Source organism: Prevotella phocaeensis (assembly GCF_900065875.1).
GTDB classification, from domain to species: Bacteria; Bacteroidota; Bacteroidia; order Bacteroidales; family Bacteroidaceae; genus Prevotella; species Prevotella phocaeensis.
Window position 1 is genome coordinate 182,996 of record NZ_LT160626.1, and the last position, 22,502, is coordinate 205,497.

19 protein-coding genes and 1 tRNA gene are annotated in these 22,502 nt (G+C 44.6%); 11 read left to right on the top strand and 9 right to left on the bottom strand.

Annotation, left to right across the window (positions count from 1 at the left end; all coding sequences use genetic code 11):
* Window positions 1-39: 39 nt before the first annotated feature.
* Both BN3912_RS08955 and BN3912_RS08960 read right to left on the bottom strand, forming a co-directional pair.
* A complete protein-coding gene (locus tag BN3912_RS08955) occupies window positions 40-297 on the bottom strand; it encodes a hypothetical protein (RefSeq protein ID WP_023983624.1) in 258 nt (85 codons plus the stop codon).
* Between the two features lie 150 nt (window positions 298-447).
* Window positions 448-894, bottom strand: coding sequence for a NanQ anomerase/TabA/YiaL family protein (locus BN3912_RS08960; RefSeq protein WP_023983623.1), 447 nt, complete (start codon window positions 892-894; stop codon window positions 448-450).
* 128 nt (window positions 895-1,022) lie between these two features.
* Here BN3912_RS08960 and BN3912_RS08965 point away from each other — a divergent pair, with 128 nt between their 5' ends.
* On the top strand, window positions 1,023-1,949 hold the full coding sequence (locus BN3912_RS08965) for a calcium/sodium antiporter (protein ID WP_023983622.1): 927 nt from the start codon (window positions 1,023-1,025) through the stop codon (window positions 1,947-1,949).
* A 310-nt stretch (window positions 1,950-2,259) separates the two neighbouring features.
* Here the strand turns inward: BN3912_RS08965 and BN3912_RS08970 are convergent, their stop codons facing one another.
* Window positions 2,260-3,345, bottom strand: coding sequence for a TlpA disulfide reductase family protein (locus BN3912_RS08970; protein ID WP_023983621.1), 1,086 nt, complete (start codon window positions 3,343-3,345; stop codon window positions 2,260-2,262).
* Window positions 3,346-3,484: 139 nt separating this feature from the next.
* On the opposite strand from BN3912_RS08970, the gene BN3912_RS08975 reads away from it, so the two are divergent.
* The 6 genes from BN3912_RS08975 (at window position 3,485) to BN3912_RS09000 (ending at window position 12,852) form a co-directional block, all read left to right on the top strand.
* Window positions 3,485-4,174, top strand: a complete 690-nt coding sequence (locus BN3912_RS08975; protein ID WP_023983620.1) for a queuosine precursor transporter — start codon at window positions 3,485-3,487, stop codon at window positions 4,172-4,174.
* Window positions 4,175-4,180: 6 nt separating this feature from the next.
* The gene (gene queF, locus BN3912_RS08980; protein ID WP_023983619.1) at window positions 4,181-4,651 is read left to right on the top strand and encodes a preQ(1) synthase; all 471 of its coding nucleotides are present in this window, start codon (window positions 4,181-4,183) and stop codon (window positions 4,649-4,651) included.
* 80 nt (window positions 4,652-4,731) lie between these two features.
* Window positions 4,732-6,963, top strand: coding sequence for a patatin-like phospholipase family protein (locus tag BN3912_RS08985; protein ID WP_023983618.1), 2,232 nt, complete (start codon window positions 4,732-4,734; stop codon window positions 6,961-6,963).
* Window positions 6,964-7,511: 548 nt separating this feature from the next.
* Complete coding sequence (locus BN3912_RS08990) at window positions 7,512-9,287, top strand: biotin/lipoyl-binding protein (RefSeq protein ID WP_004369885.1); 1,776 nt, start codon at window positions 7,512-7,514, stop codon at window positions 9,285-9,287.
* An 89-nt stretch (window positions 9,288-9,376) separates the two neighbouring features.
* Complete coding sequence (locus BN3912_RS08995; protein ID WP_023983616.1) at window positions 9,377-9,913, top strand: HDIG domain-containing metalloprotein; 537 nt, start codon at window positions 9,377-9,379, stop codon at window positions 9,911-9,913.
* Window positions 9,914-10,023: 110 nt separating this feature from the next.
* Entirely contained in the window at window positions 10,024-12,852 is a 2,829-nt protein-coding gene (locus BN3912_RS09000) for a putative LPS assembly protein LptD (RefSeq protein ID WP_023983615.1), read from the top strand.
* 45 nt (window positions 12,853-12,897) lie between these two features.
* Here the strand turns inward: BN3912_RS09000 and BN3912_RS09005 are convergent, their stop codons facing one another.
* From BN3912_RS09005 to BN3912_RS09020, 5 genes are all read right to left on the bottom strand, one after another.
* Entirely contained in the window at window positions 12,898-15,150 is a 2,253-nt protein-coding gene (locus tag BN3912_RS09005) for a cation:proton antiporter (protein WP_023983614.1), read from the bottom strand.
* Window positions 15,151-15,255: 105 nt separating this feature from the next.
* On the bottom strand, window positions 15,256-16,479 hold the full coding sequence (gene pepT, locus BN3912_RS09010) for a peptidase T (protein WP_064972302.1): 1,224 nt from the start codon (window positions 16,477-16,479) through the stop codon (window positions 15,256-15,258).
* A 38-nt stretch (window positions 16,480-16,517) separates the two neighbouring features.
* Window positions 16,518-16,591, bottom strand: a tRNA-Arg gene (locus tag BN3912_RS09015).
* 101 nt (window positions 16,592-16,692) lie between these two features.
* Window positions 16,693-16,875, bottom strand: coding sequence for a hypothetical protein (locus BN3912_RS12200; protein WP_154665153.1), 183 nt, complete (start codon window positions 16,873-16,875; stop codon window positions 16,693-16,695).
* Window positions 16,872-17,549: a M1 family aminopeptidase gene (locus tag BN3912_RS09020; protein WP_023983611.1), complete on the bottom strand. Its 678-nt coding sequence runs from the start codon at window positions 17,547-17,549 to the stop codon at window positions 16,872-16,874. The genes BN3912_RS12200 and BN3912_RS09020 overlap by 4 nt, the downstream gene beginning before the upstream one ends.
* 288 nt (window positions 17,550-17,837) lie before the next feature.
* Between BN3912_RS09020 and asnA the strand changes: the two genes are divergently transcribed.
* Window positions 17,838-18,875: an aspartate--ammonia ligase gene (gene asnA, locus BN3912_RS09025; protein WP_023983610.1), complete on the top strand. Its 1,038-nt coding sequence runs from the start codon at window positions 17,838-17,840 to the stop codon at window positions 18,873-18,875.
* A gap of 56 nt (window positions 18,876-18,931) precedes the next feature.
* Here the strand turns inward: asnA and BN3912_RS09030 are convergent, their stop codons facing one another.
* The gene (locus BN3912_RS09030; RefSeq protein WP_023983609.1) at window positions 18,932-20,725 is read right to left on the bottom strand and encodes a DNA polymerase III subunit gamma/tau; all 1,794 of its coding nucleotides are present in this window, start codon (window positions 20,723-20,725) and stop codon (window positions 18,932-18,934) included.
* 154 nt (window positions 20,726-20,879) lie between these two features.
* On the opposite strand from BN3912_RS09030, the gene BN3912_RS09035 reads away from it, so the two are divergent.
* From BN3912_RS09035 to BN3912_RS09045, 3 genes are all read left to right on the top strand, one after another.
* Window positions 20,880-21,218, top strand: coding sequence for an FtsB family cell division protein (locus BN3912_RS09035; RefSeq protein WP_230204682.1), 339 nt, complete (start codon window positions 20,880-20,882; stop codon window positions 21,216-21,218).
* Window positions 21,202-21,630 (top strand): C-type lectin-like domain-containing protein, encoded by a 429-nt coding sequence (locus BN3912_RS09040; RefSeq protein ID WP_036859207.1) that lies wholly within the window; start codon window positions 21,202-21,204, stop codon window positions 21,628-21,630. Before BN3912_RS09035 ends, BN3912_RS09040 begins: the two co-directional genes overlap by 17 nt.
* A gap of 93 nt (window positions 21,631-21,723) precedes the next feature.
* Window positions 21,724-22,491, top strand: coding sequence for a DUF4369 domain-containing protein (locus BN3912_RS09045; RefSeq protein WP_036859035.1), 768 nt, complete (start codon window positions 21,724-21,726; stop codon window positions 22,489-22,491).
* The last annotated feature ends 11 nt before the right edge of the window (window positions 22,492-22,502 follow it).

Genomic DNA, 22,502 nt, shown 5'->3' on the forward strand with positions numbered 1-22,502 from the left:
TGTCTTAATGGTTTTTCATTTCGCTGCCTCATCCTGTTTTCATTCGTTTTTATTGGCAGCGAGCCACAAACGCCCGCGCTCTTGCAGTATCGAGTCGGCTTTTTCCTGACTGTTTACCACCACTGTAGGCGAGGTTCTTACAAAGAACCATTGCATTTTAGCCATCATCTGTTGTTCACTCTTGGTTGCCGCGTGAAATTTACCGCTATTGTGCGGAACGGCTATAAATACCAAAATCGCTATCATTCCTATGGCAACTATAATCTTGGTTGCACTTTCTGTTATCAATCTTTTCATATCCTATCGTTTTTTAAGTTCATCGGCAAAGATAACAAACTTTTCTCCGTAAAGCAATACTCCTTTGCGTGTTGACACGAAAGAGAAAGGTTATGTTGTTGATAAATAGAAAGTTATAAGATGGTAAACGCGTCGTTTTGACACAACGTCTTATAGTTTTATTTTGGCAATAAGTTTGCGTTGTATGCCCGAGCCGATGATCGGAGCATGAGCATCTTCCGGAAAGAAGATGGTAAACTCGCCCGGATTTACGGTGAAGTAGACCGATGCAGGAGCGGTGTATAGTGCATAATCGTTTTCCGAATCGAACGGACGGTTGGGCTCTTGCAATGATTTTAGCGGGCTCCATCCCATCACTTCGGGCCGAAGCAGCGGTATCTGCACGTCTAAATAGCGGCGGTGTACTTCAAGAGGTTGTACTTCTTTCGGTCTCAGTTCTATTTCGCTTACGTTGATGAACAAGTCGTTGCCGGCAATATCGATCCTGCCTGTCGGCGCATCTTGCAGGTTGTGTGTCTCCAAAAAGTCGAATAACGCTTTCAATAGCGGGTGCGCATGTTCGTAACGTTTGCGGTCTTCTAATCTTGCAAGTATCATTTTGCTGAGTGATTTGTTATTGCAAATGTACTCAAATTTCTTGGATTGTACAAGCATCAATGTTTGTAATATCGATAATTCCACACGTTGGCACCTGCAATCCGAAGCCTTTTTCGTAACTTTGCATCATGATTGTTTTGAATATTGTGTTGGTTGTAGCCGGCATTGTGCTGGTGTTGTGGGGGGCGGATCGCCTGACCGATGGTGCCGTAGGGCTTGCCGAGAAGATGAATATGCCACAAGTAATCATCGGACTTACCGTTGTTGCGATGGGTACTTCGATGCCTGAGTTCTGTGTGAGTCTCGTTTCGGCCATCAAGGGTACGCCCGATCTGGCCGTAGGCAATGTGGTGGGTTCCAATATTTTTAATACCTTGCTTATTGTGGGTATGGCTGCAGTGGTGGCACCCATAACCATATTGCGTTCTACGGTAAAGAAAGACGTACCTTTTGCATTGCTTTCGTCGGTACTGCTATTGCTGTTTTGTTTCGATGGAAGTCTGTCTCGGACGGATGCATCTATACTCTTCGGCGTTTTTATCGTGTTTATGTATGTTACGCTGCGGGGAGCTAAAAGTGGTACAAATATCGATGAAGGCCTGAAAAAGAACTATTCGATGTTGAAATCCGTATTGTTTTTATTGCTCGGATTAGCCTGTTTGATTTTTGGGAGCAATATCTTCGTAGATGGAGCCGTTAAGATAGCTCGTACACTCGGTGTGAGCGATGCCGTTATAGGGCTTACGATTGTGGCCGGAGGTACGTCTTTACCCGAGCTTGCCACCAGTGTCGTCTCTGCTAAAAAGGGGCAAAGCGGCATTGCCATCGGTAATGTACTTGGCTCAAACGTATTCAATATTCTTTTTATTTTGGGCATTACCGGCCTTATTACCCCGATGCAGATAGAAGGCATAACGAGTATAGACCTTACGATGATGATACTTTCCGTGTTGCTGTTATGGCTTTTCTCGTTTACCAAGTACACTCTGTCGCGGTGTGAGGGTGCGGTCCTCATCGTTCTTTTTATCGGCTATATCGGCTATTTGGTGGTTTAACCTTTCTCTTGCTTTCTCTTTGTGGGAAATGTAAAGTACATGGATTGCCGGCGATAGAAAGAAAGAGAGTTTACGATGGGGGTATGAAAAGGTTGAAAATATATGAAATATCTTTGATAGAAATACTGTCTATGCCGTATAGATGGTGTGTATAATAACGATATTTGTTAAGGATAATTGGGGCAACAGAATTTTTTCGGCTATGTGTGCAATCGTTATTTCCGAAATATAGATTGCATTTATGAATGCTGTTTGATAAAAGCGCGGAAGATCGTAAAGTGGTCTTCCGCGCTCCTGTGTATGGTTCGGTTTAGTAACCGTATATTTCTTTCAGTTTTGCAGCGAGCCCTTCGCCGCGTAAGTCAGAGGCAACAATCTTGCCTTGTGGATCGACCAATATGTTCGAAGGTATGCCATTGATGCCGTATGTTGTTTGTGCAGCACTCTTCCATCCCTTTAAATCCGACATTTGGTGCCACTCCATGCCGAGGTCTTTTACGCCTTTTTTCCAAGCATCTCTTTGCGAGTCGAACGATACACCTACCACATCGAAGCCCTTGGCGGCGTGATAGCGCTTGTAGGCATCTACTACGTTGGGCATTTCCATACGGCATGGTCCGCACCATGAGGCCCAGAAGTCTACCAACACATAGTTTCCTTTGCCCACCCAGTTACTGAGTTTCACGGGATTTCCGTCCATATCTTCCATGGAGAGATCGGTGAAAGCACTGCCGGGACGACGTTTTGCGAGTGCTTGTTTTAATGCAATGACCTGTTGCATCAATGGGTGATGGTAGTAAGCCGTTGTGTTATCGAGCACTGAATTAAGCTGGTCGTAGTTAAGGGAGTTTGCTATTTGGCTCAAATAGAATGCAGGAGCCACGCTATTACTGTGTGTCTTGGCGAATTTCAGTATGTTTTCTATTTGTCCGAACTGTATGTCATCCATCTGTTTCTCAAGTGTTTTCTTCTTGGTTTGAGCCTCTATAGTCTCGTCTTTTCTCGCTTTTTGCCAATCAGAATATAGTTCTGCAAGCTTTGCATCTTGCTTCTGTTGTTCTTTCTGCAGGTCTACGAATTGTACGTTCTGCACGGAACCCGTTACAAAATTGTTTTTTAAGTTGATTGTAATGGGGGTATAGTCGTTGATAACCGTAGCCATGTGTTCGCGATCGTAGCCTATCGTGATGAACGAATTGACCGGTTTCTTGCCCGATAGCTGAAATTTTCCGCCATTGACAGCCACGCTGTCTTGCTGATCAAAGTTAAGATTGGTGATAACATACACCTTTTTAATGCTGTCGGGTGTGGTACCTGAGATTACATAATCGGCATTTTGAGCCTGTATGGAAACAGCCATTGTTGCGGCTGCCATGATAGAAAAAAGTCTTTTCATATAATGCTGTTAATTTAAACTGTGAGGAGCAAAATTAATGTTTTTCCGTAAAACGGCATTTAAATGTCATAAAAATTAAGTATCTTTGCATACTTTTTAGTGAATAGAGTGCTTGGTAAACCTCTTTAAAAACAAGAAAATGGAAAAAAACAGACAGAATGTAAGTGTGCTGTTCATGCTTTTCAGCATTCTTTTTTGCGTTTGCCTCATTGCTGCAAACGTACTTGAAACAAAGCAAATCGCAGTAGGTCCTGTCAGTCTTACGGGCGGATTGATCGTGTTCCCCGTATCTTATATTATCAATGATTGCGTGTGTGAGGTGTGGGGATACCGCAAAGCGCGCCTATTGATATGGACTGGATTTGCGATGAACTTCTTTTTCGTGGCCTTGGGAGCCATCTGCGATGCTATTCCCGGGGCCTCTTATTGGACGAACGATGCCGGTTTCCACGCCGTGTTCGGACTTGCACCGCGCATAGCCTTGGCTTCTTTCGTGGCTTTTCTTGCGGGTTCGTTTGCCAATGCCTACGTGATGAGCAAGATGAAGATAGCGTCTAAAGGTAAAAACTTCTCTGCACGTGCCATTTTAAGTACCGTTGCAGGCGAGGGTATAGACTCTCTGATCTTCTTTCCCTTGGCACTTTCGGGCGTTGTTCCTGCCGGTGAACTGCCTTTGTTGATGCTTTGGCAGGTGGTATTGAAGACGGTTTACGAGATTATAGTATTGCCTGTTACCATCAGGGTGGTGCATGCACTGAAGAAACACGAGGGAGAAGATGTGTACGACGAGGGCATTAATTACAACGTGTTGCGTATTTTTAATATCTGACAGCGTATGGATGAAATAAGAAAAGACGAAGGATTGCAGGCTCTGGGAGCCGAGACGACGTACCGAACAGACTATGCTCCCGAGGTTTTAGAGACCTTTTTGAACAAACATCCCGACAATGATTATTGGGTACAGTTCAACTGTCCCGAGTTTACATCGCTCTGTCCGATTACCGGGCAGCCCGATTTTGCGGAGATACGTATTTCGTATATTCCCGGCGAACGGATGGTTGAGAGCAAGAGTCTGAAGCTCTATCTCTTCAGTTTCCGTAATCATGGCGACTTCCACGAGGATTGTGTGAACATCATTATGAAGGACTTAATACGGTTGATGCAGCCTAAATATATAGAAGTAACGGGATATTTCACGCCGAGGGGCGGCATCAGTATTTATCCTTATGCCAATTTCGGCCGCACGGGAACAAAGTATGAGGAGCTTGCCAAGCATAGGTTGACGAACCATAGCATAGAGAAATAACCGTTAGCCGTTCTGCCTGTCTTGTACAAACTGTTTGCACGAGGCAGGCAGAATGCTTTTATTTACGGATTGGATTTTTTATGAAAGGAAGAAATTGTCTTGTTACGTTGTCTGTGGCAGCACTGTTAACAATCTCTGCAACGGCACAGCAAATGCCACGTAAAAAGGTGGCAGTGGTATTGAGCGGCGGCGGTGCCAAAGGCATGGCGCACATCGGTGCACTGAAGGTAATAGAGAAAGCCGGCATACCGGTAGATATCGTTACGGGCACAAGTATGGGTTCTATTGTTGGCGGATTGTATGCAATAGGTTATAATGCCACATGTTTAGACTCTATGGTGCACATGCAAGACTGGTCTTTCCTGCTTTCGGATAAGACAGATCCTATCCATCAAAGCCTTGCCGACCGTAAACGGCAGAATACTTATTTCCTTTCGAGAGACCTTTCGATTGCCAATAATACAGTTAAAATGGCAGGAGGCATCGTCGAAGGTAAAAACCTTGCCCGCTTGTTTGCCAAACTTACGGCCGGTTATCGCGACTCTGTGGATTTTAATTTGTTGCCTGTTCCGTTTGCATGTGTGGCGACAGATATTGTTGATAATACCGAATATGTTTTCCATAGCGGCGTGCTTGCCGAAGCCATGCGTGCCAGTATGTCTATTCCGGGGGCATTCTCGCCGGTACGGAAAGGAGATATGGTGCTTGTAGACGGCGGACTGCGCAATAATTTCCCTGTGGACGTGGCCCGACAGATGGGTGCCGATGTGGTGATAGGTGTTGTGGTTCAGGGAGTTCCCAAGACTGCCGACGAACTGAACAGCGGCAGTGCAATTCTCGGACAAATAGTAGATGTGAACTGTAAAAATAAATATAGCGAGAATATAGCTAATACCGATGTACTCATACATGCCGATACGCATGGATATTCTGCAGCAAGTTTCAGCGTTGCGGCCATCGATACCTTGATACGTAGGGGCGAAGAAGCGGCCATGAAGTATTGGGACGAGTTGGTCGCTCTGAAGAAACAGTTGGGCTATGAGTTAGATTTCATGCCTCCGAAAATAGCATTGCGACATGAGAAACCGTTTGCCGATAAGGTAAAATTGCATAGTATAAGTTTTGTAAACGTAGCTCCTGCAGACGAAAAGTTATTGAAGAAGAAATATCGTTTGGCTGAACGGGGCAGTATTTCGCCGGCAGAAATGGACCAAATGGTAACCTCTATGCATGACGACCTGTTCTATAGCGATGCCGACTATGTGTATAATGCGTATGAAAAAGGCTACGATGTAATTGTTACGGCTAAGGAAAAAAGACGAAATCAGGTAGCTCTCGGGGTACGTTTCGATACGGAAGAGATGGTTGCATTGCAGGTCAATTCGGAGTTTTTGTTGAAAACACGCATGCCGATGTATACCGATGTGACGTTAAGACTGGGCAAACGTATCATGTTTAAGGCCGATCTGAACTTCTGTCCTTGGGCTTTGGGAAAAATGTCTGTAGGGTATATCTTCCGTCATAACGATATCAATGTGAACGAAAAGGGGAAACGTCAGGCGAATATTACCTATAATCAGCACACGGCTGACCTTGTACCTCTCGAGTTCAATATACGCAACTTTAATATAAAATTAGGATTGCGGTGGGATTATTACCATTTCAGTAATATACTGCTCGATGTCGGCAGCGGAGAATGGAATGCCGATAGGGGATTGGACGATGCCCATTATCTGACGTATCGGGCGGATGTGGACTATAATTCGGAAAATAAATGGAATTTCCCTGTACGAGGAGCTAAGTTTCATGCCGGCTACGGTTATTATACAGATAACTTTATCAAGTACAATCATCATGCGGGTATTCACGCCGTCAATGCCATGTGGCGCATGTGTTTTCCGCTTTTTTCGCGACTTACCTTGCAACCTATGGTTTACGGCCGGCTGGTTTTCGGCAATAATGCACCGGCACCGGTCAAAACGGTAATAGGGGGCGAGTGGTTCGGCCATTATCTCGACTGTCGGCATTTGCCTTTTGCAGGCGTAGGTTATATAGAACGTGTGGAAGATAAGTTTATGGCTTTGCAGCTGACTTTGCAGGAAAGACTGACCGAAAACAACTATGTACTTCTGAAATTGGCGGGGTATGAAGACGGTAAGGTATTGAAGAACCTTTTCGGTCATGGACCGAAAGCAGGTATGCAGTTGTCGTATTATTACGATAGCATACTCGGTCCGCTGGGTGCAACATTGGGTTGGTCGAGCAAAACCAAACGACTTTGTTTCTATATAAATTTGGGATTTGAGTTCTGATACCGTTTTATTAATGCAGAATATCTTCTTTCTACGCCCACCGGAGTGGTTTCTTTATTTTGCTGTCATATCATCATAATAGAAGGAGATTGCCGATTATTAAAGGATTATTGGCATATTTCAGCTGATGATATGAAAGAAAAATTATGCATGTTTTTCTTTCATATCTTTCTTACATCTATTTTCTATGATGCATACACCATCGTGCTATGAAGCATAGGTGATATTTCCAAGAGATGAATGTGTAGGCTTTATTGTTATTTAATGTCATGCCGTCGTGTTAAATACAGATATATTTCGTTGGTTAACAGTACTTTGCGATGATAAAGAGAGGCGGTTGTGAATATATGAATATTTATTTTCTTTGCGCTTTTATATGCGGTTGCAGTGAAATATAAAAATGGGGTTGCAGTTATATCCATATCATTTTCTTGTTTTGAACTTAGGTTTTTAAATCATAAAAAAAGATATGTATGGGGAGAATTTCGGATTTTTTTGTCTAATTTTGCAGGCGGTTATTATGTGAAGAAATAAAAAATAATTACGATATGAAGAAGAAAATTCAGTTCAGTCTCGTATATCGGGACATGTGGCAGAGCTCGGGTAAGTTTCAACCTCGTAAGGATCAGTTGGAACGCATTGCTCCGGTAATTATCGATATGGGATGTTTTGCCCGTGTGGAGACTAACGGCGGGGCTTTCGAACAGGTAAACTTGTTGGCGGGAGAGAACCCTAACGATGCAGTAAGAGCTTTTTGCAAGCCTTTCAATGAGGTAGGGATAAAGACGCATATGCTCGACCGTGGTTTGAATGCTCTGCGTATGTATCCGGTTCCGGACGACGTTCGGGCTATGATGTACAGGGTAAAACATGCCCAAGGAGTGGATATTCCGCGTATCTTCGACGGGCTTAACGATGTACGTAATATTATTCCAAGTATCAAATGGGCCAAAGAGGCAGGGATGACACCGCAGGGAACTCTCTGCATTACGACCTCTCCGGTGCACACTTTGGAATATTATGCGAAGATTGCAGATCAGGAAATAGAGGCCGGTGCGGAGGAAATCTGTCTGAAAGACATGGCCGGAATAGGTCAGCCGGCATTTCTGGGTAAACTTACCAAAATGATTAAGGAGAAGCATCCGGATATTATTATCGAGTATCATGGACATTCGGGCCCCGGGCTTTCTATGGCAAGTATTCTCGAAGTATGCAATAACGGTGCCGATATTATAGATACGGCTATGGAACCGCTGTCGTGGGGTAAGGTGCATCCGGATATCATATCTGTGCTGAGTATGCTGAAGAACGAAGGCTTCGATGTACCCGAAATCAATATGAATGCTTATATGAAAGCACGCGCACTTACACAGGAATTCATCGATGAGTGGCTGGGTTATTTTATTAATCCGGGTAATAAAATAATGTCGTCGCTGCTCCTTGGTTGCGGATTACCGGGCGGTATGATGGGTAGTATGATGTCTGATCTGGGACCAATCAAGAATACTATCAACAATCTACGTAAGAAGAAAGGCGAAGAGGAGCTGTCGATGGATGATATGCTCGTGAAACTTTTCGATGAAGTAACTTATGTTTGGCCTCGCGTGGGCTATCCTCCATTGGTAACGCCTTTCTCTCAATATACCAAGAACATTGCCCTGATGAACCTCCTTACCATGGAACAAGGCAAGGGAAGGTTCGTAATGATGGACGACTCTATGTGGGGAATGATTTTAGGAAAGAGCGGTAAGGTGCCCGGTACAATTGCGCCCGAGCTTGTGGAGCTTGCCAAACAACAAGGACGAGAATTTACGGATGCCGATCCTCATACGCTGCTCAAGAATGCTCTCGATGACTTCAGAAAAGAGATGGACGAGAATGGTTGGGAGTACGGACAGGATGACGAGGAGCTCTTCGAGCTTGCCATGCATCCCGAACAGTATCGTAATTATAAGAGTGGACAGGCCAAGAAAAACTTCCTTGCCGACCTGCAAAAGGCTAAAGACGAGAAACTTGGCAGTAAACTGTCGCCCGAACAACTTGCCGCTTTCAAGCATGCAAAGGCCGATGCGATAGTGGCTCCCGTGAAGGGACAGCTGTTCTGGGAGTTCAATGGCGAGGGTGAATGTGCGCCGTCTGTGGAGCCTTTCATCGGTAAGGAGTATAAGGAAGGCGATGTGTTCTGCTATATTCAGGCGCCGTGGGGCGAGTTTGTAGAAATTCCTGCGGCTTTAGGAGGCAAACTTGTGGAGATCAATGCCAAACAGGGATCGAAAGTAAGCAAGGGAGATACTATTGCTTATATCGAGAGAGAGCAGAATTAATTGACCGGACATGATATGAAGTGCACAGTAACAATGCCATGAATATGCATTGTTTACTGTGCATTTTTTGTTTTTTACCGATAACAAAAATGGATTATCAGGCGATTATCGATAAATATTACGATAAAAATACGCAGTTGCGTAATATTCTTGTTGCCCACAGTAGTGCGGTGTGCAACAAGGCATTGGATATTGTAGATAGACATCCCGAACTGCATGCCGACCGTAGATTTGTGGAAGAGGCGGCCATGCTCCACGATATTGGCATCGTTAGATGTAATGCGCCGAGCATACAATGCTTCGGAACAGAGCCGTATATCTGTCATGGCAGGATTGGTGCAGAGATGCTTCGCAGCGAAAGATACGAACGGCATGCACGGGTATGTGAACGGCATACCGGAGCCGGTATCACCAAAGAGCAGATTAAAAATCAAAATCTACCTCTTCCGCATCAGGATTTTCTGCCCGAAACAATTGAGGAACAGATTATCTGCTATGCCGATAAATTTTTCTCGAAGACACATCTTGACCGTGAAAAGACGATGGAGGAGGCGCTGAAAAGTATATCGAAATTCGGAGAAGACGGTGTAGCCCGTTTCAGAAAATGGGCAGAAATGTTTGAATAACGATTATTTTCAGTGGAAATTCGGTATGGAAGAAAGGGGATTTTACATAAAAGTTAAAATAAAGAAATCGCTCGCTAATTACCTTTTAATTAAGTAATTTTGCACACTATATGAGAAGTAAATCGGTCATATTTTTGCTGTTGTTCGCCATTGTCTTTGTGGTGGCAGATGCAAATGTACCTTTTTTCAAGAAAAAACGCAAGGTACATACCTCTCTCAGAAACGACAGCATCGCACCGGATTCTACGGAAAGACCGGCGGTAGATACAATGACGATGGACTCTCTTCAGCTCGCTATTTTCCGACATAACAAGCAGATAGACGACTCCATCCGCTTGGATTCTCTTAACAGACTTAAGGCAAACGGATTAGAGGCACCGGTGGAATATGCGTCGAACGACTCGATGATTTACGATGCCAAGACGAGAACGGCGTATCTTTACGGCGATGCAAGCGTGAAATACGAACAGATGGATTTGAAAAGCGAGAAAATCTATATCAATCTCGACAGTAATATAGTGTACGCAACAGGTGCTATTAAAGACACTGCATCGAGAAAATTGGAAGGTACACCGCAGTTCAAGATGGGGAAGGATAGCTATGAAAGCGACACGATGGCATTTAATTTCAAGACTAAAAAGGGATTGATTAAGAATGTTTATACCGAACAACAGGATGGTTTCTTAAGTAGTCAGTTGTCGAAGCGTAATGCCGATGGCGATATATTCTTGCAACATGGTCGGTATACCACTTGCGACAAGAAGCATCCCGATTTTTATATCGCGCTTTCAAGAGCTAAAGTGCGCCCGGGAAAGGATGTTGTGTTCGGGCCTGCCTATTTGGTTGTCGCCGATGTACCGTTGCCCTTGGCTATCCCTTACGGCTTTTTTCCGTTCACAAAGAGCTATTCGAGCGGTTTTATCATGCCTACTTACGGCGATGAACAGGACAGGGGATTTTATTTGCGCGATGGTGGTTACTACTTTGCTATGAGCGACAAATGGGATTTAAAGCTCCTCGGAGAGATTTACACCAAAGGTTCATGGGGCTTATCTGCCGCATCTAATTACAATAAACGGTACAGGTACAGCGGTAGTTTCTTATTCAGTTATCAAGATACCAAAACGGGTGACAAAGGATTACCCGATTACAGTCGGCAGAAGAGTATCAAGTTACAGTGGAGCCATCGGCAGGATGCCAAGGCTAATCCTTACAGTTCTTTCTCGGCAAGCGTAAATTATGCATCGTCGAGTTATGAACGTAACAACCTTTCGAGTTTGTACAATCCACAGACTATGACGCAGAGTACGCGAACATCCTCGGTAAGTTGGAGCACTACATTTTCCAGTATCGGCATGTCGCTTAGCAGTACAGCCAACTTATCTCAAAATATGCGCGACTCTTCTCTTGCTATGACGCTGCCTGATCTGAATATCAGTATTAGCCGATTTTATCCGTTTAAGCGTAAACATGCTGCGGGGAACGAACGTTGGTATGAAAAGATTTCGGTGAGTTATACCGGACAATTCTCCAATTCTATTAGTACAAAGGAGGATCGTTTCCTGCATTCAAACCTTATAAAAGATTGGCGTAACGGGTTTCAACATCGTATTCCGTTGAGCGGAAACTTCACCTTGTTCAATTATATTAATGTTACTCCGAGCTTCAACTTTACCGATCGCATGTATACGAATAAGATCAAACGTTCGTGGGATGCCGCCCGTCAGGTTGAATTGGCAGATACTATATACGGATTTCATAACATTTATAATTGGGACCTCAGCCTTTCCATGTCGACTAAATTCTACGGATTTTGGACGCCTAACCGTAAGATTTTCGGTGATAAAATACAAGCTATACGCCATGTTATAACTCCGCAAGTGAGTTTCAGTTATGCTCCGGATTTCGGTGCACGGCGCTATGGATATTATGATACGTATATGAAAACAGATGCCGATGGCAATGTATCGCTTGTTGAGTATTCTCCTTATCGAAGCGGACTGTATGGTGTTCCGGGGCGCGGGCGTACCGGAAGCGTATCGTTCAGTATTGATAACAATATTGAAATGAAGGTGAAATCGGATAAGGATTCTACCGGATTTAAGAAAATCAGTATTATCGATAATCTCGGTATGGCAATGTCGTATAATATGGCGGCAAAAGAAAAGCCATGGAGCGATCTCAGTATGAACATTCGCCTGAAGTGGTGGAAGAATTATACCTTTAATATGAATGCCGTGTTTGCTACTTATGCTTACGAAGTTGGGGCAGACGGAGTACCGTATGTGGGCAACCGAACCGAATGGAGCTATGGGCGTTTCGGGCGTTTCCTAGGCATGTCGCAGAACATATCGTTCACACTAACGCCGGAAAAACTCAAGAAACTGTTCGGTGGCAGTACTGCCGAAGACGATAGCAATAAGAAACGTAATCGCAAAGACGAAGAAGGAGTTGACACAGATATTGAGAGCAACGTAGACGAGGATATGATAGAAGGTCAGCGCGGTGCCAAGAAAAAGAGCGGAGGAGGAAAGGCCGAAACCGATGATGACGGCTACATGAAGTTCTCCATGCCGTGGTCTTTGACAATCGGTTACGGCATTACGATGCGTGAGAATACCGATGTACGCAAATTCAACTACGACAAAATGCGCTATCCTTATAAGTTTACGCAAACGCTTAACGTTAGTGGAAACCTGCGTATTAGTGATGGATGGAACATTAGTTTCTCATCCGGTTACGATTTCGAGAACCATGCAATGAGCATGACCACGGCATCTCTTCAGCGCGACCTGCACTGCTTCAATATGAGCTGTCAGGTTGTACTTGCGCCTTACACAAGCTATAATTTTACTTTCCGATGCAATGCGGCAACATTAACCGATGCTCTGAAATACGATAAACGCAGCGGTTACAGCAATGCTGTGCAGTGGTATTGATGCCGAAATTGCCGAATATGCAGCTTTCCGAGTAAGAATGTCGGCTTAAGAGATACCTAAGGCGGCTAATGATTGCTCTTCTCCTACCACCCAAATGATATCTCCTTTTTCGAATTTTCGTGAAGGTGTAATCATTGTAAGGTTCTCCTGACCTTCTTCCACGCCCACTACCATACAGTTGTATTTATCACGGATGCCGCTCTCGCCAAGTGTCTTACCGATAAAAGGACTATCGCTTTTGATAATCATCTGCCTGAGTTTCATCTCTCTCTTTTCTATTTCCGGATCGTCGGGATAGATGTCATTGCTCAAAGATTTACTGAATGTCGTGAGTTGTTCGTCATTACCGATGGCTTCAATCCTATCGAAAGGGAAGATAACGGTGTCTCCATTAGGAATATTAAGTCGCTGTTTTCCTCTGAGAATGCTGCTTATATGTACCCTGAAACGGCTTCTTAGATTGAGTTCCTTTAACGTTTTACCACCCCACGTGCTGTTTTCGGGCACTTCGAATTCGGCTATATGCACGTCTCGATCAAGTAGACGAGTGGCATATAATGGCCGTCGATGTCCCAAAACTGTAGCGGCTATTTCCTTTGAATGGAGATTTTGTATGAATATACGTTCTATCTTGATGCTTCGTTTCTTCAAACTCCTCGATAAAATCATGGGGATGATAGCTCCGATGGCAATACTTGTTATCAGTGCAAGCGACAGATTGCTCAGATAATTTAATATGTAAAAGATAAAACCTATCGCAATAAAAGTGCGTATTACGATGGTAAATACGAGTGTAGGACGGTTCTTCAGGCTCTTTCCCCATAGATATTTAAACTCTTTGCTGTGATTTTTCTTTACGATAATGGCCCTTAGGAAGGGGGCAATGAGGAACAATGTGAGCAGTCCGGTTACGATATTGGCCCATTCACGAGATAGTAAATGCCGTGCAAACGGTAAGAAGAAAGAAAACATCATTACTATCGCGGCAATGGTGAGCACGATATAGATGGCTGTCTGCCGTACCATCGGAACGAGCAGGTTACGCCAGTAATTATTGCTGTTCGTATCGTTTTCCTCGCCCATTGTCTGCCGGTTCAGCAGCTTGATCCATCGTTTTGGCAGTCGTTGTTCTATGAAGTTATAGCAAGGGATGGATGCTTTGATAACGTAAGGGGTAAAGAATGTCGTGATTGCAGAGCTTACAACGATTACGGGATACATAAATTCTCCGATAACGCCCAGCGAGAGTCCCAATGATACGATGATGAAAGGAAACTCACCGATCTGCGCCATAGAAAAGCTACACTGCATGGCTGTTTTCAGCGACTGTCCGCTCAACAGGAAAGCAAACGTACCGAAAATGGCCTGTCCTACGATAATCAGTATCACGATAATCAGTATCGGCAGAGCATATTGTATGAGTACATGCGGATCGACAAGCATACCTACCGATACGAAAAACACTGCCCCGAATAGGTCTTTCAGCGGATCTACCACCTTAATTATCTTACCTCCTTCTACTGTTTCGGCCAAAATGGAACCCATGATAAAAGCGCCGAAAGCACTGCTAAAGCCGACTTTCGACGATAGAATGGCCATAAAGAAGCACAAGGCCAACGAAACAATGAGCAATATCTCATTGGTAAGGAGCTTTCGCATCTTACGGAGAAGCAACGGAATGAGGAATATACCTACGACAAACCATAGCACAATGAAAAATACAATCTTCAAAATGATGGCTAATATCTCGCTTCCTTCCATATCTTTGCCTGTGGCAAGAGCCGAAAGCATTACCATCAGAACAATCGAAATTACGTCTTCGAGCACCAGCACCGTAAGAACGATGTTCGCAAAGCGTTGTTGTTTCAGTTTTAGGTCGGTCAGCGTCTTATATATAATGGTAGTACTGCTGCAAATGGCAAATATGGCTCCGAGGAAAATCGCCTCCATGTGAGACCACCCGAAGCAGGTGGCTGCAGCGTAACCCAGTATGGGCATCGTCAACAGAATAGTGGTTACGGCAATGAAAGGCGACATGCCCAGCTTGGTAATTTTCTTGAATGAAAAGTCGAGGCCCATGGAGAACAGCAGAAATATCACGCCAATGTCGGCCCAAGCCTGTATGTCTTTCTTATCGACAACCGACATAAGGTAGGGCATGTTGGGCGATACGAGGAAACCGGCCACTATATATCCGAGTACAAGAGGCTGCTTGAGCTTCTTGAATATCAATGTAACAGCACCGGCAACTACCAGTATCAGTGCCAAATCTTTAATCAAGTTAGGGAGGTCTGCCATATTGAGAAAGGACCTCCCCCTGCCTTCTCCCAAAGAGATAGAGTAAGCCTATACATAACAAGCCGAGTTCCTTTCTTCAGGAGAGGACGGGAGGAGAAATGCTATTTAGTCTTCGTAATCTGCCGTTATCTCACAAATTTTTATGATAACGTCTACTGCTTTCTCCATTACCTGCACGGAAACGAACTCATGGGGGCCGTGGAAATTTACGCCGCCTGCAAAGATGTTGGGGCATAGAAGTCCGCGGAAGCTCAGTTGTGCGCCATCTGTACCGCCGCGAATAGGTTCTACTTTCGGCGATATGCCGATTTCTTGCATGGCTTGCAGCACAATCTCTATCACGTGCATGTTCGGATCAATCTTCTCTTTCATATTGTAGTATTGATCTTTCAGTTCCACCTTCACCGTTCCTTCGCCATACCTATCGTTCATCTTCTTAGCACATTCCTCGATAAAGTCCTTGCGGTCTTCGAATTTCTCGCGGTCATGATCGCGGATAATATAGCTAAGTTTGGCCTCTTCTGTGCGACTTTCTATGCCGAGCAAATGGTAAAATCCCTGATAGCCTTCGGTTGTTTCGGGGATATCCGTTTCGGGTATCATCGCATTGAACTCGCATGCGAGGCGATTGGCATTGAGCATTTTGCCTTTGGCATAGCCGGTGTGCACGCTTACACCTTTTATATATACTTTCGCACCGGCAGCGTTAAAGTTCTCGTATTCCAAGTCTCCGAGGTCTCCACCGTCCATCGTGTAGGCCCATTGGCACCCGAATTTCTCCACATCGAAGTGGTGTGCGCCTCTTCCTATTTCCTCATCGGGGTTGAAGCCCACGCGTATATCGCCGTGTTTTATCTCGTCATGGTCGTGCAGATAGCACATCGCCTGCACGATTTCGGCTATTCCGGCCTTGTCGTCTGCACCGAGCAGCGTATGTCCGTCGGTCACGATAAGGTCTTCGCCCACGTGTTCTTTCAACTCGGGGAATTTGCTTGTCGACGATACAATACCTTCCGATAGCACGATGTCGTTACCGTCGTAGTTCTTAATGATACGTGCTTTAACGTTTGCACCGCTGCAATCGGGGCTCGTGTCGTAGTGAGAAATGAAGCCGATTGTAGGGATATCTTTCTTTGTATTGGCTTTCAGCGTGGCATAGATATAGCCCATCTCGTCCATTTCTACGTCAGACAAGCCTTCATGTTCCAGTTCCTCTTTCAGGAATTTGGCAAAAATAAGTTGTTTCGGGGTACTTGGTACGCTCTCTGAGTCTTCCGCAGACTGCGTATCGAACTTAGTATAATTAATAAAGCGCTCGGTAATTTCCATAATCGAATCGAACAATTACAGTTAATAGACATGAATAGTGATCCCGTTGGGATTCAAACCCAAGACCTTCAGAACCGGAATCTGACGCTCTATTCAGCTAAGCTACGGGACCATAAAAACCGGATGCAAATGTAATGAAAATAATTGAAAACAACAAATTGCGTGCATTATTTTTGCGCAATAGGCCATCCTTTACTTTCGTAGAAGTTTCGTTTAATCGCGATAAGCAGTATCTCTACGAAACATAGAAGTGGGGTATAAGTACGATAGGCGCGGCATGTGATACGAGAGATAATTGGGTATGGCGGGCGTGGGCGGAGCAAGCGGATGTCTTGCCCTTTTCGGATGTGTGGAGAATGGGGTAGGAGAATTACCGCCCACCCGTTGGTAAATCATTGTTTCAACCGTTCCATAATCCACCCGCTCCATTGTTTCCCTAAAATCAGGTCGGCCTGCTGTATCAGCTGTTCGTTGTTGCTTACATGCCTGTCTGCCGCCGATTGCATGAACAGAAAGAATGTCTTGCTGCCTACTTGCTGCCAAAGATCGTAGAGTATCAGTGCGCCTTTCTGGTAAAAAACGGCATGCGAACCCTCCGCATTACGGTCGAGATTATAAATAGGACACTGCTTGCGGGTTGTTTCTCTATACGAACAGATGTAATCTTTGAGCACTGTGTCGTCGTAATCATGCCCGATCAGGCATAGTTTACTGAACTCTGCAAAGCTTTCATTCAGCCAGTCGTTCCAATTATCCGTTGGTGCAGAGTGCCACCAAAAGTGTCCTATCTCGTGTCCGAGTAGGTTATGAAGCCATTCATTGTAAGAAGTAGCATAAGCAGTTATGAAGTTTTTACGGCTGAAAGCCCCGTCGTAGCCGTTCAATATGATAAGTTTCAGCAGCTTGCCATCCGGAGCTGCGCCGAACAGCCGACTGTAATAATCGAATGCTGCGTTGCAGCAATCGGCAACAGAGTCTGCATCTGTTTCAGGAAAATCGGTATAGTCGATTTCTATTGTGCGGTCTTTGTTTTCTATAATCTTTCTTTTCAAATGGGGCGAAGCTGCCACAGTGAAATCTTAGATACATTCTCTATGTCGGATAGATGGTTCGCCTGTCTGCCGTAGGCTTGCAGTCTGTGGGTAACGGATGTGCCATGTTATATTGAAAGGTGCGAGGAAGAATGTTGGCATATTGTGTTTTGAGCAGAAACGGAATGTGTCAAAAAGACAATGATAGGGGGCGTTTTACTTTCTTTTTGGAAATAAATATACCCGTTTGTTGCAGTGTTATTTATTAATTGTTTATCTTTGCACGAAAATTGAAACGAAGAAACAAGGTTAGAAGACAATAGAATTATGAGTAATATAATAAGGCCAATCGGCTATCGTGCATTATTGGATATGAGACAAACGGAGCAGGGCATCAAGCTGATAAAGGATTTCTTTCAGCAAAATCTATCCACTGAACTCCGCTTACGTCGTGTAACTGCGCCGCTTTTCGTATTGCAAGGACTGGGCATCAACGACGATCTGAACGGGGTAGAGCGTGCCGTTACGTTTCCTATCAAGGATTTGAATGACGCCAAGGCAGAGGTGGTACACTCGCTTGCCAAGTGGAAAAGGCTTACTTTAGCGGAATACAACATAGAACCCGGGTATGGTGTATATACCGATATGAATGCCATTCGTGCCGACGAGGAGCTCGATAATCTGCATTCGCTTTATGTGGATCAATGGGATTGGGAGGCTGTTATCACCGAACAGCAGCGCAATCTGTCGTTTCTGAAAAGCGTTGTAGAGCGCATATATGCCGCAATCTTGCGCACCGAATACCTTGTTTGTGAGACTTATCCGCAAATCGAGCCGTTCTTACCCGAAGAGATACGCTTCATACATAGTGAGGATTTGTTGCAAATGTATCCCGACAAGTCGCCGAAGGAGCGCGAAGATGCAATCTGTAAACGTTATGGTGCCGTGTTTATAATAGGCATCGGCGGCCGATTGAGCGATGGAAAAAAGCACGATGGGCGTGCACCCGATTACGACGACTGGTCTACCGTGGCCGAGAATGGCAAGGAAGGACTCAACGGAGATATACTGATTTGGTATCCCGTATTGGGCAGATCGTTCGAATTGTCGTCTATGGGAATAAGGGTAGACGGGGAGAGTATGCGCCGTCAGTTGAAGATAGAAGGCAAAGAAGACCGCAAAGAACTGTACTTCCATAGGCAGCTTTTGGCCGGCAAACTGCCGTTGAGCATCGGTGGAGGTATCGGTCAGAGCCGTCTTTGCATGGTGCTGCTTCACAAAGGGCATATAGGCGAGATACAAGCAAGTATCTGGCCCGACGATATGAGGGCCGAGTGTTTGAAAGAAGGCATGCCGCTTATTTAAGATAAAAGCCGTCGGCCGCGGTGCCGTATGTTATAAAAAGGACTGCGGTCGATGGCTTATGAAAGTTCCAAGCCTAATATGTTGCGCAGCTTTTCGATGGCCGGATTGTTCTTGCGCAGTTCGTCGAAAAGCTCTCTTTTGGTCAACACCTTGCCTACTTCTTCGGGTTTGGCAAGGCGAAAGTTTATTTGTAGATTGCCGTTATGCAGGTCTCGTGCCAAGGTGGCATGTATTCTATGCTTGATAGCCGTAATCTGATCGAGCAGTATCTTATTGTCGATTACGATTTCCACCTGCGGGAAATTGATGATTTTAGGCCGCATATTTTTCATTCTTGCGGCCATTCCGGTGAACTCTTGCGGCATTCTGTTGCACATCATACGCCACTGTAGGTCTAATTCATCTTGTGAAAACGGGGCGTTTTCGTCTTTGTTGACGACTTCTAATTCCGCTTCTTCCTCCTTTTTCTTGGCTCCATTGTTGCGTAAATCGGCAAAAGTCATGCCGAGATTGCCCAGTCTAAGTCTGGTTTTCGGTGCATTTACCGTTGTTGCGGGTGCACTTTCGGGGTGCTGCATCTGCGGTGAAGGCGCGGTGGTGTCTGCCTTATGCTGCGTTGCCTTCGTAATACGTTGCATAGGTTTGGCGTTCTCGGCTACCTGCATGGCCGGTTTAGGTTGAACGGACGACACGATATTCTTGAACAGGGATTTCAATCTTGTAGGGCAACGCCCCGCACCGGCGGCATCGTCTTCAGGTTGTGTGAGCTGTGCCACCTGTATCAGTGTGAGTTCTACAAGCAGTCTTTTGTTGCTGCTTTGGCGGTAATTGATGTCACATTGGTTAAGTATTTTAAGGGCATTGTATAGAAATGCGGTGGGTACTTTTACCGCCTGTTCCCTGAATTTGTCGCGTTGTTGCCTGCTAACCTCAAGCAATGGCAGCGTTTGTTCGTCTTTTGCCATGAGTACATTGCGGATGTGAGCGGCCAATCCGTTAATGAGATGCCCCCCGTCGAAACCTTTCGAGATGATTGAATTGAGCAATACCATGATTTCCGCTACCTTGTTTTGCAGCGATAAGTCCACGATATTAAAGTAATTCTCGGCATCCAGCACGTTCAAGTCTTCGATCACCTTTTTATAAGTAATATTTCCTTGGCAGAAACTTGCCGCCTGATCGAAGATCGAAAGAGCGTCGCGCATGCCTCCGTCGGCCTTTTCGGCGATGATGGAAAGTGCTTGGTCTTCATACGTAATGCCCTCCTTGTCGGCCACCATCTTAAGATGATCTACGATACCCTGCACGCTCATGCGCTCGAAGTCGTATATCTGGCAGCGCGAGATGATGGTAGGAAGTATCTTATGCTTTTCGGTTGTGGCAAGAATGAATATGACATGTGCGGGCGGTTCCTCAAGTGTTTTAAGGAAAGCATTAAAGGCTGAGGTAGATAGCATGTGCACCTCGTCGATGATAAACACCTTGTATTTGCCCACTTGAGGCGGTATGCGCGTTTGTTCCATCAATGCTTTAATGTTCTCAACCGAGTTGTTACTCGCCGCATCAAGTTCGAATATGTTGTACGATCTTTGCTCATTAAAAGCCTTACAGCTTTCGCATTCGTTGCATGCCTCGCCTGTTTCGGTGGGGTTTTGGCAGTTGATAGCCTTGGCAAAGATACGTGCACAGGTGGTTTTACCTACGCCTCGCGGGCCGCAGAACAAGTACGCATGTGCTAACTTTCCACTCTTTACGGCGTTTTTAAGTGTCGTTGTGAGGGCCGATTGCCCCACTACAGAGTCGAAAGTCATAGGTCTGTACTTACGTGCAGATACAATATAATCTTCCATTTCGATTTTTCTAAATCAGGGTTATGTTTGTTGCAAAGGTAATAAAAAGAAACTGCAGAAGCGGTAGTTTCATGTATATTTTAATTTAATTATGAATTGTAGCTTGTATATTTCGGATTAAATTGCTTACTTTTGCAGTCACATTTATTTGGAAATGAGTCGTCTGAATGTAATATGGAGTATGCTCTGTCACTATAAGTATATCATAGTGAGTGTGATAGGCATCTTGATTGTCGGTGTAGTTGACGACAACAGTTTCCGTAAGTTTATAGAACTGGAGCTCCAAATAGATGATCTTAAATCGGAAATCAAGAAGTACAATTCGCAAAACGAGGCTGATACGAAACAGTTGCGAGAACTGAAACGCAATCCTAAAGCCATAGAAAAGATAGCCCGTGAGCGCTATTTCATGAAGGCAGACGATGAAGATATTTATGTTTTAAGCACTGATGAAAAGAAACCTGATGAACGAAAAAATGAGACAACTGAATAAACTGCAAAGCACGGTCTTCCTTGCCGGCGGCGCTCTAATGGTAATAGGTGCCGGCTGTTTTTCCCTGATGTGGCAGCAACACATTGTATGCTGGCTGTTTCTACTGGGCGCCATTATGTTTTCGGTGATGCAGTCGATGCAGATATACGAAGGAAATTCGTTCGTTGTGAAGCGCCTGAAGCGCATACAGGCAGTAGCAAGTATCTTCTTTCTGATATCGGGTATTCTTATGATAGATACCGTACATCACTTTTTGTTGTCGTTGTTTCAGAATGCCGGAAGCAACGGATACCAAAATTACCTTGCCTATGTGTATAACAAATGGGTGGTGCTTCTGCTTGTTGCAGCTATTTTAGAACTCTATACAACCCACCGAATAGGAACGGAATTACAAAAAGAAAAAAAACTATAAAAGTACAGGTAATACCTTTAAATAGCATAAATTTATTTTAAAGCACCAACAATACGTGTTATCTTTGTGAATAAAGAACAAGAACAGTTGTTTATGAAAATAGTCTTATACGCACTTTTAACTCTGATGACTTTCACCTCTTGTGTGAACTCTTACAATATACAAGGTTCTTCAAACGTATCTAATTTAGACGGTAGGATGTTATACTTGAAAGTTTTGAAGAACAATGATTTCGTGAATATCGACTCGTGTGACGTGGTTCATGGGCAGTTCCATTTCTCGGGGAACCTCGATTCGGTGCGCATGGCCAATATTTTTATGGACGATGAAAGCGTGCTCCCGCTCGTGTTGGAGAGCGGAGATATAACGATAAAGATAGACAATACACAGCAAACAGTAAGCGGAACGCCGCTCAATGATAAGCTTTTTAAATTCTTCAACAGGTACAATCAGCTAAAAAATCAAGAGGCCGAACTCGTTCACAAGCACGATCAGGCAATTATGAACGGCAGCAACATGGATATTGTTACCGCCAAACTCAGTGCCGAAGCCGAGCGTTTGAGCCAGCAAGAAGACCATCTTGTGACTTCTTTTGTAACCGAAAACTTCGATAATGTGCTTGGTCCGGGTATCTTTTTTATGGTAACCATTACCGAAAAATATCCGCAACTTACCCCGTGGATCGAGGATATAATGAGCAAGGCCACCGATAATTTCAAGAACGATCCGTATGTGAAGGATTATTATCAGAAGGCTCAAGAGAACGAACAAATTATGAACGGCATGAAAGAAGCGCCCACCGCACCGCCTGTTCCATTGCCTGCACCTACTCCGAACGAACTTGCCAAACCTTCAGAATGATAAGACCGTCG

What these genes read in the sequence shown, in the direction of transcription:
- BN3912_RS09005 (WP_023983614.1), bottom strand. Translation starts at nt 15,150, where the DNA reads ATGGCAGACCTCCCTAACTTGATTAAAGATTTGGCACTGATACTGGTA.
- BN3912_RS08985 (WP_023983618.1), top strand. Translation starts at nt 4,732, where the DNA reads ATGAAAGGAAGAAATTGTCTTGTTACGTTGTCTGTGGCAGCACTGTTA.
- BN3912_RS09040 (WP_036859207.1), top strand. Translation starts at nt 21,202, where the DNA reads ATGAGACAACTGAATAAACTGCAAAGCACGGTCTTCCTTGCCGGCGGC.
- BN3912_RS08955 (WP_023983624.1), bottom strand. Translation starts at nt 297, where the DNA reads ATGAAAAGATTGATAACAGAAAGTGCAACCAAGATTATAGTTGCCATA.
- BN3912_RS08965 (WP_023983622.1), top strand. Translation starts at nt 1,023, where the DNA reads ATGATTGTTTTGAATATTGTGTTGGTTGTAGCCGGCATTGTGCTGGTG.
- BN3912_RS09035 (WP_230204682.1), top strand. Translation starts at nt 20,880, where the DNA reads ATGAGTCGTCTGAATGTAATATGGAGTATGCTCTGTCACTATAAGTAT.
- BN3912_RS08995 (WP_023983616.1), top strand. Translation starts at nt 9,377, where the DNA reads ATGGATTATCAGGCGATTATCGATAAATATTACGATAAAAATACGCAG.
- BN3912_RS09045 (WP_036859035.1), top strand. Translation starts at nt 21,724, where the DNA reads ATGAAAATAGTCTTATACGCACTTTTAACTCTGATGACTTTCACCTCT.
- BN3912_RS08975 (WP_023983620.1), top strand. Translation starts at nt 3,485, where the DNA reads ATGGAAAAAAACAGACAGAATGTAAGTGTGCTGTTCATGCTTTTCAGC.
- BN3912_RS08960 (WP_023983623.1), bottom strand. Translation starts at nt 894, where the DNA reads ATGATACTTGCAAGATTAGAAGACCGCAAACGTTACGAACATGCGCAC.
- BN3912_RS12200 (WP_154665153.1), bottom strand. Translation starts at nt 16,875, where the DNA reads ATGATTTACCAACGGGTGGGCGGTAATTCTCCTACCCCATTCTCCACA.
- BN3912_RS08970 (WP_023983621.1), bottom strand. Translation starts at nt 3,345, where the DNA reads ATGAAAAGACTTTTTTCTATCATGGCAGCCGCAACAATGGCTGTTTCC.
- pepT (WP_064972302.1), bottom strand. Translation starts at nt 16,479, where the DNA reads ATGGAAATTACCGAGCGCTTTATTAATTATACTAAGTTCGATACGCAG.
- queF (WP_023983619.1), top strand. Translation starts at nt 4,181, where the DNA reads ATGGATGAAATAAGAAAAGACGAAGGATTGCAGGCTCTGGGAGCCGAG.
- BN3912_RS09000 (WP_023983615.1), top strand. Translation starts at nt 10,024, where the DNA reads ATGAGAAGTAAATCGGTCATATTTTTGCTGTTGTTCGCCATTGTCTTT.
- BN3912_RS09030 (WP_023983609.1), bottom strand. Translation starts at nt 20,725, where the DNA reads ATGGAAGATTATATTGTATCTGCACGTAAGTACAGACCTATGACTTTC.
- BN3912_RS08990 (WP_004369885.1), top strand. Translation starts at nt 7,512, where the DNA reads ATGAAGAAGAAAATTCAGTTCAGTCTCGTATATCGGGACATGTGGCAG.
- asnA (WP_023983610.1), top strand. Translation starts at nt 17,838, where the DNA reads ATGAGTAATATAATAAGGCCAATCGGCTATCGTGCATTATTGGATATG.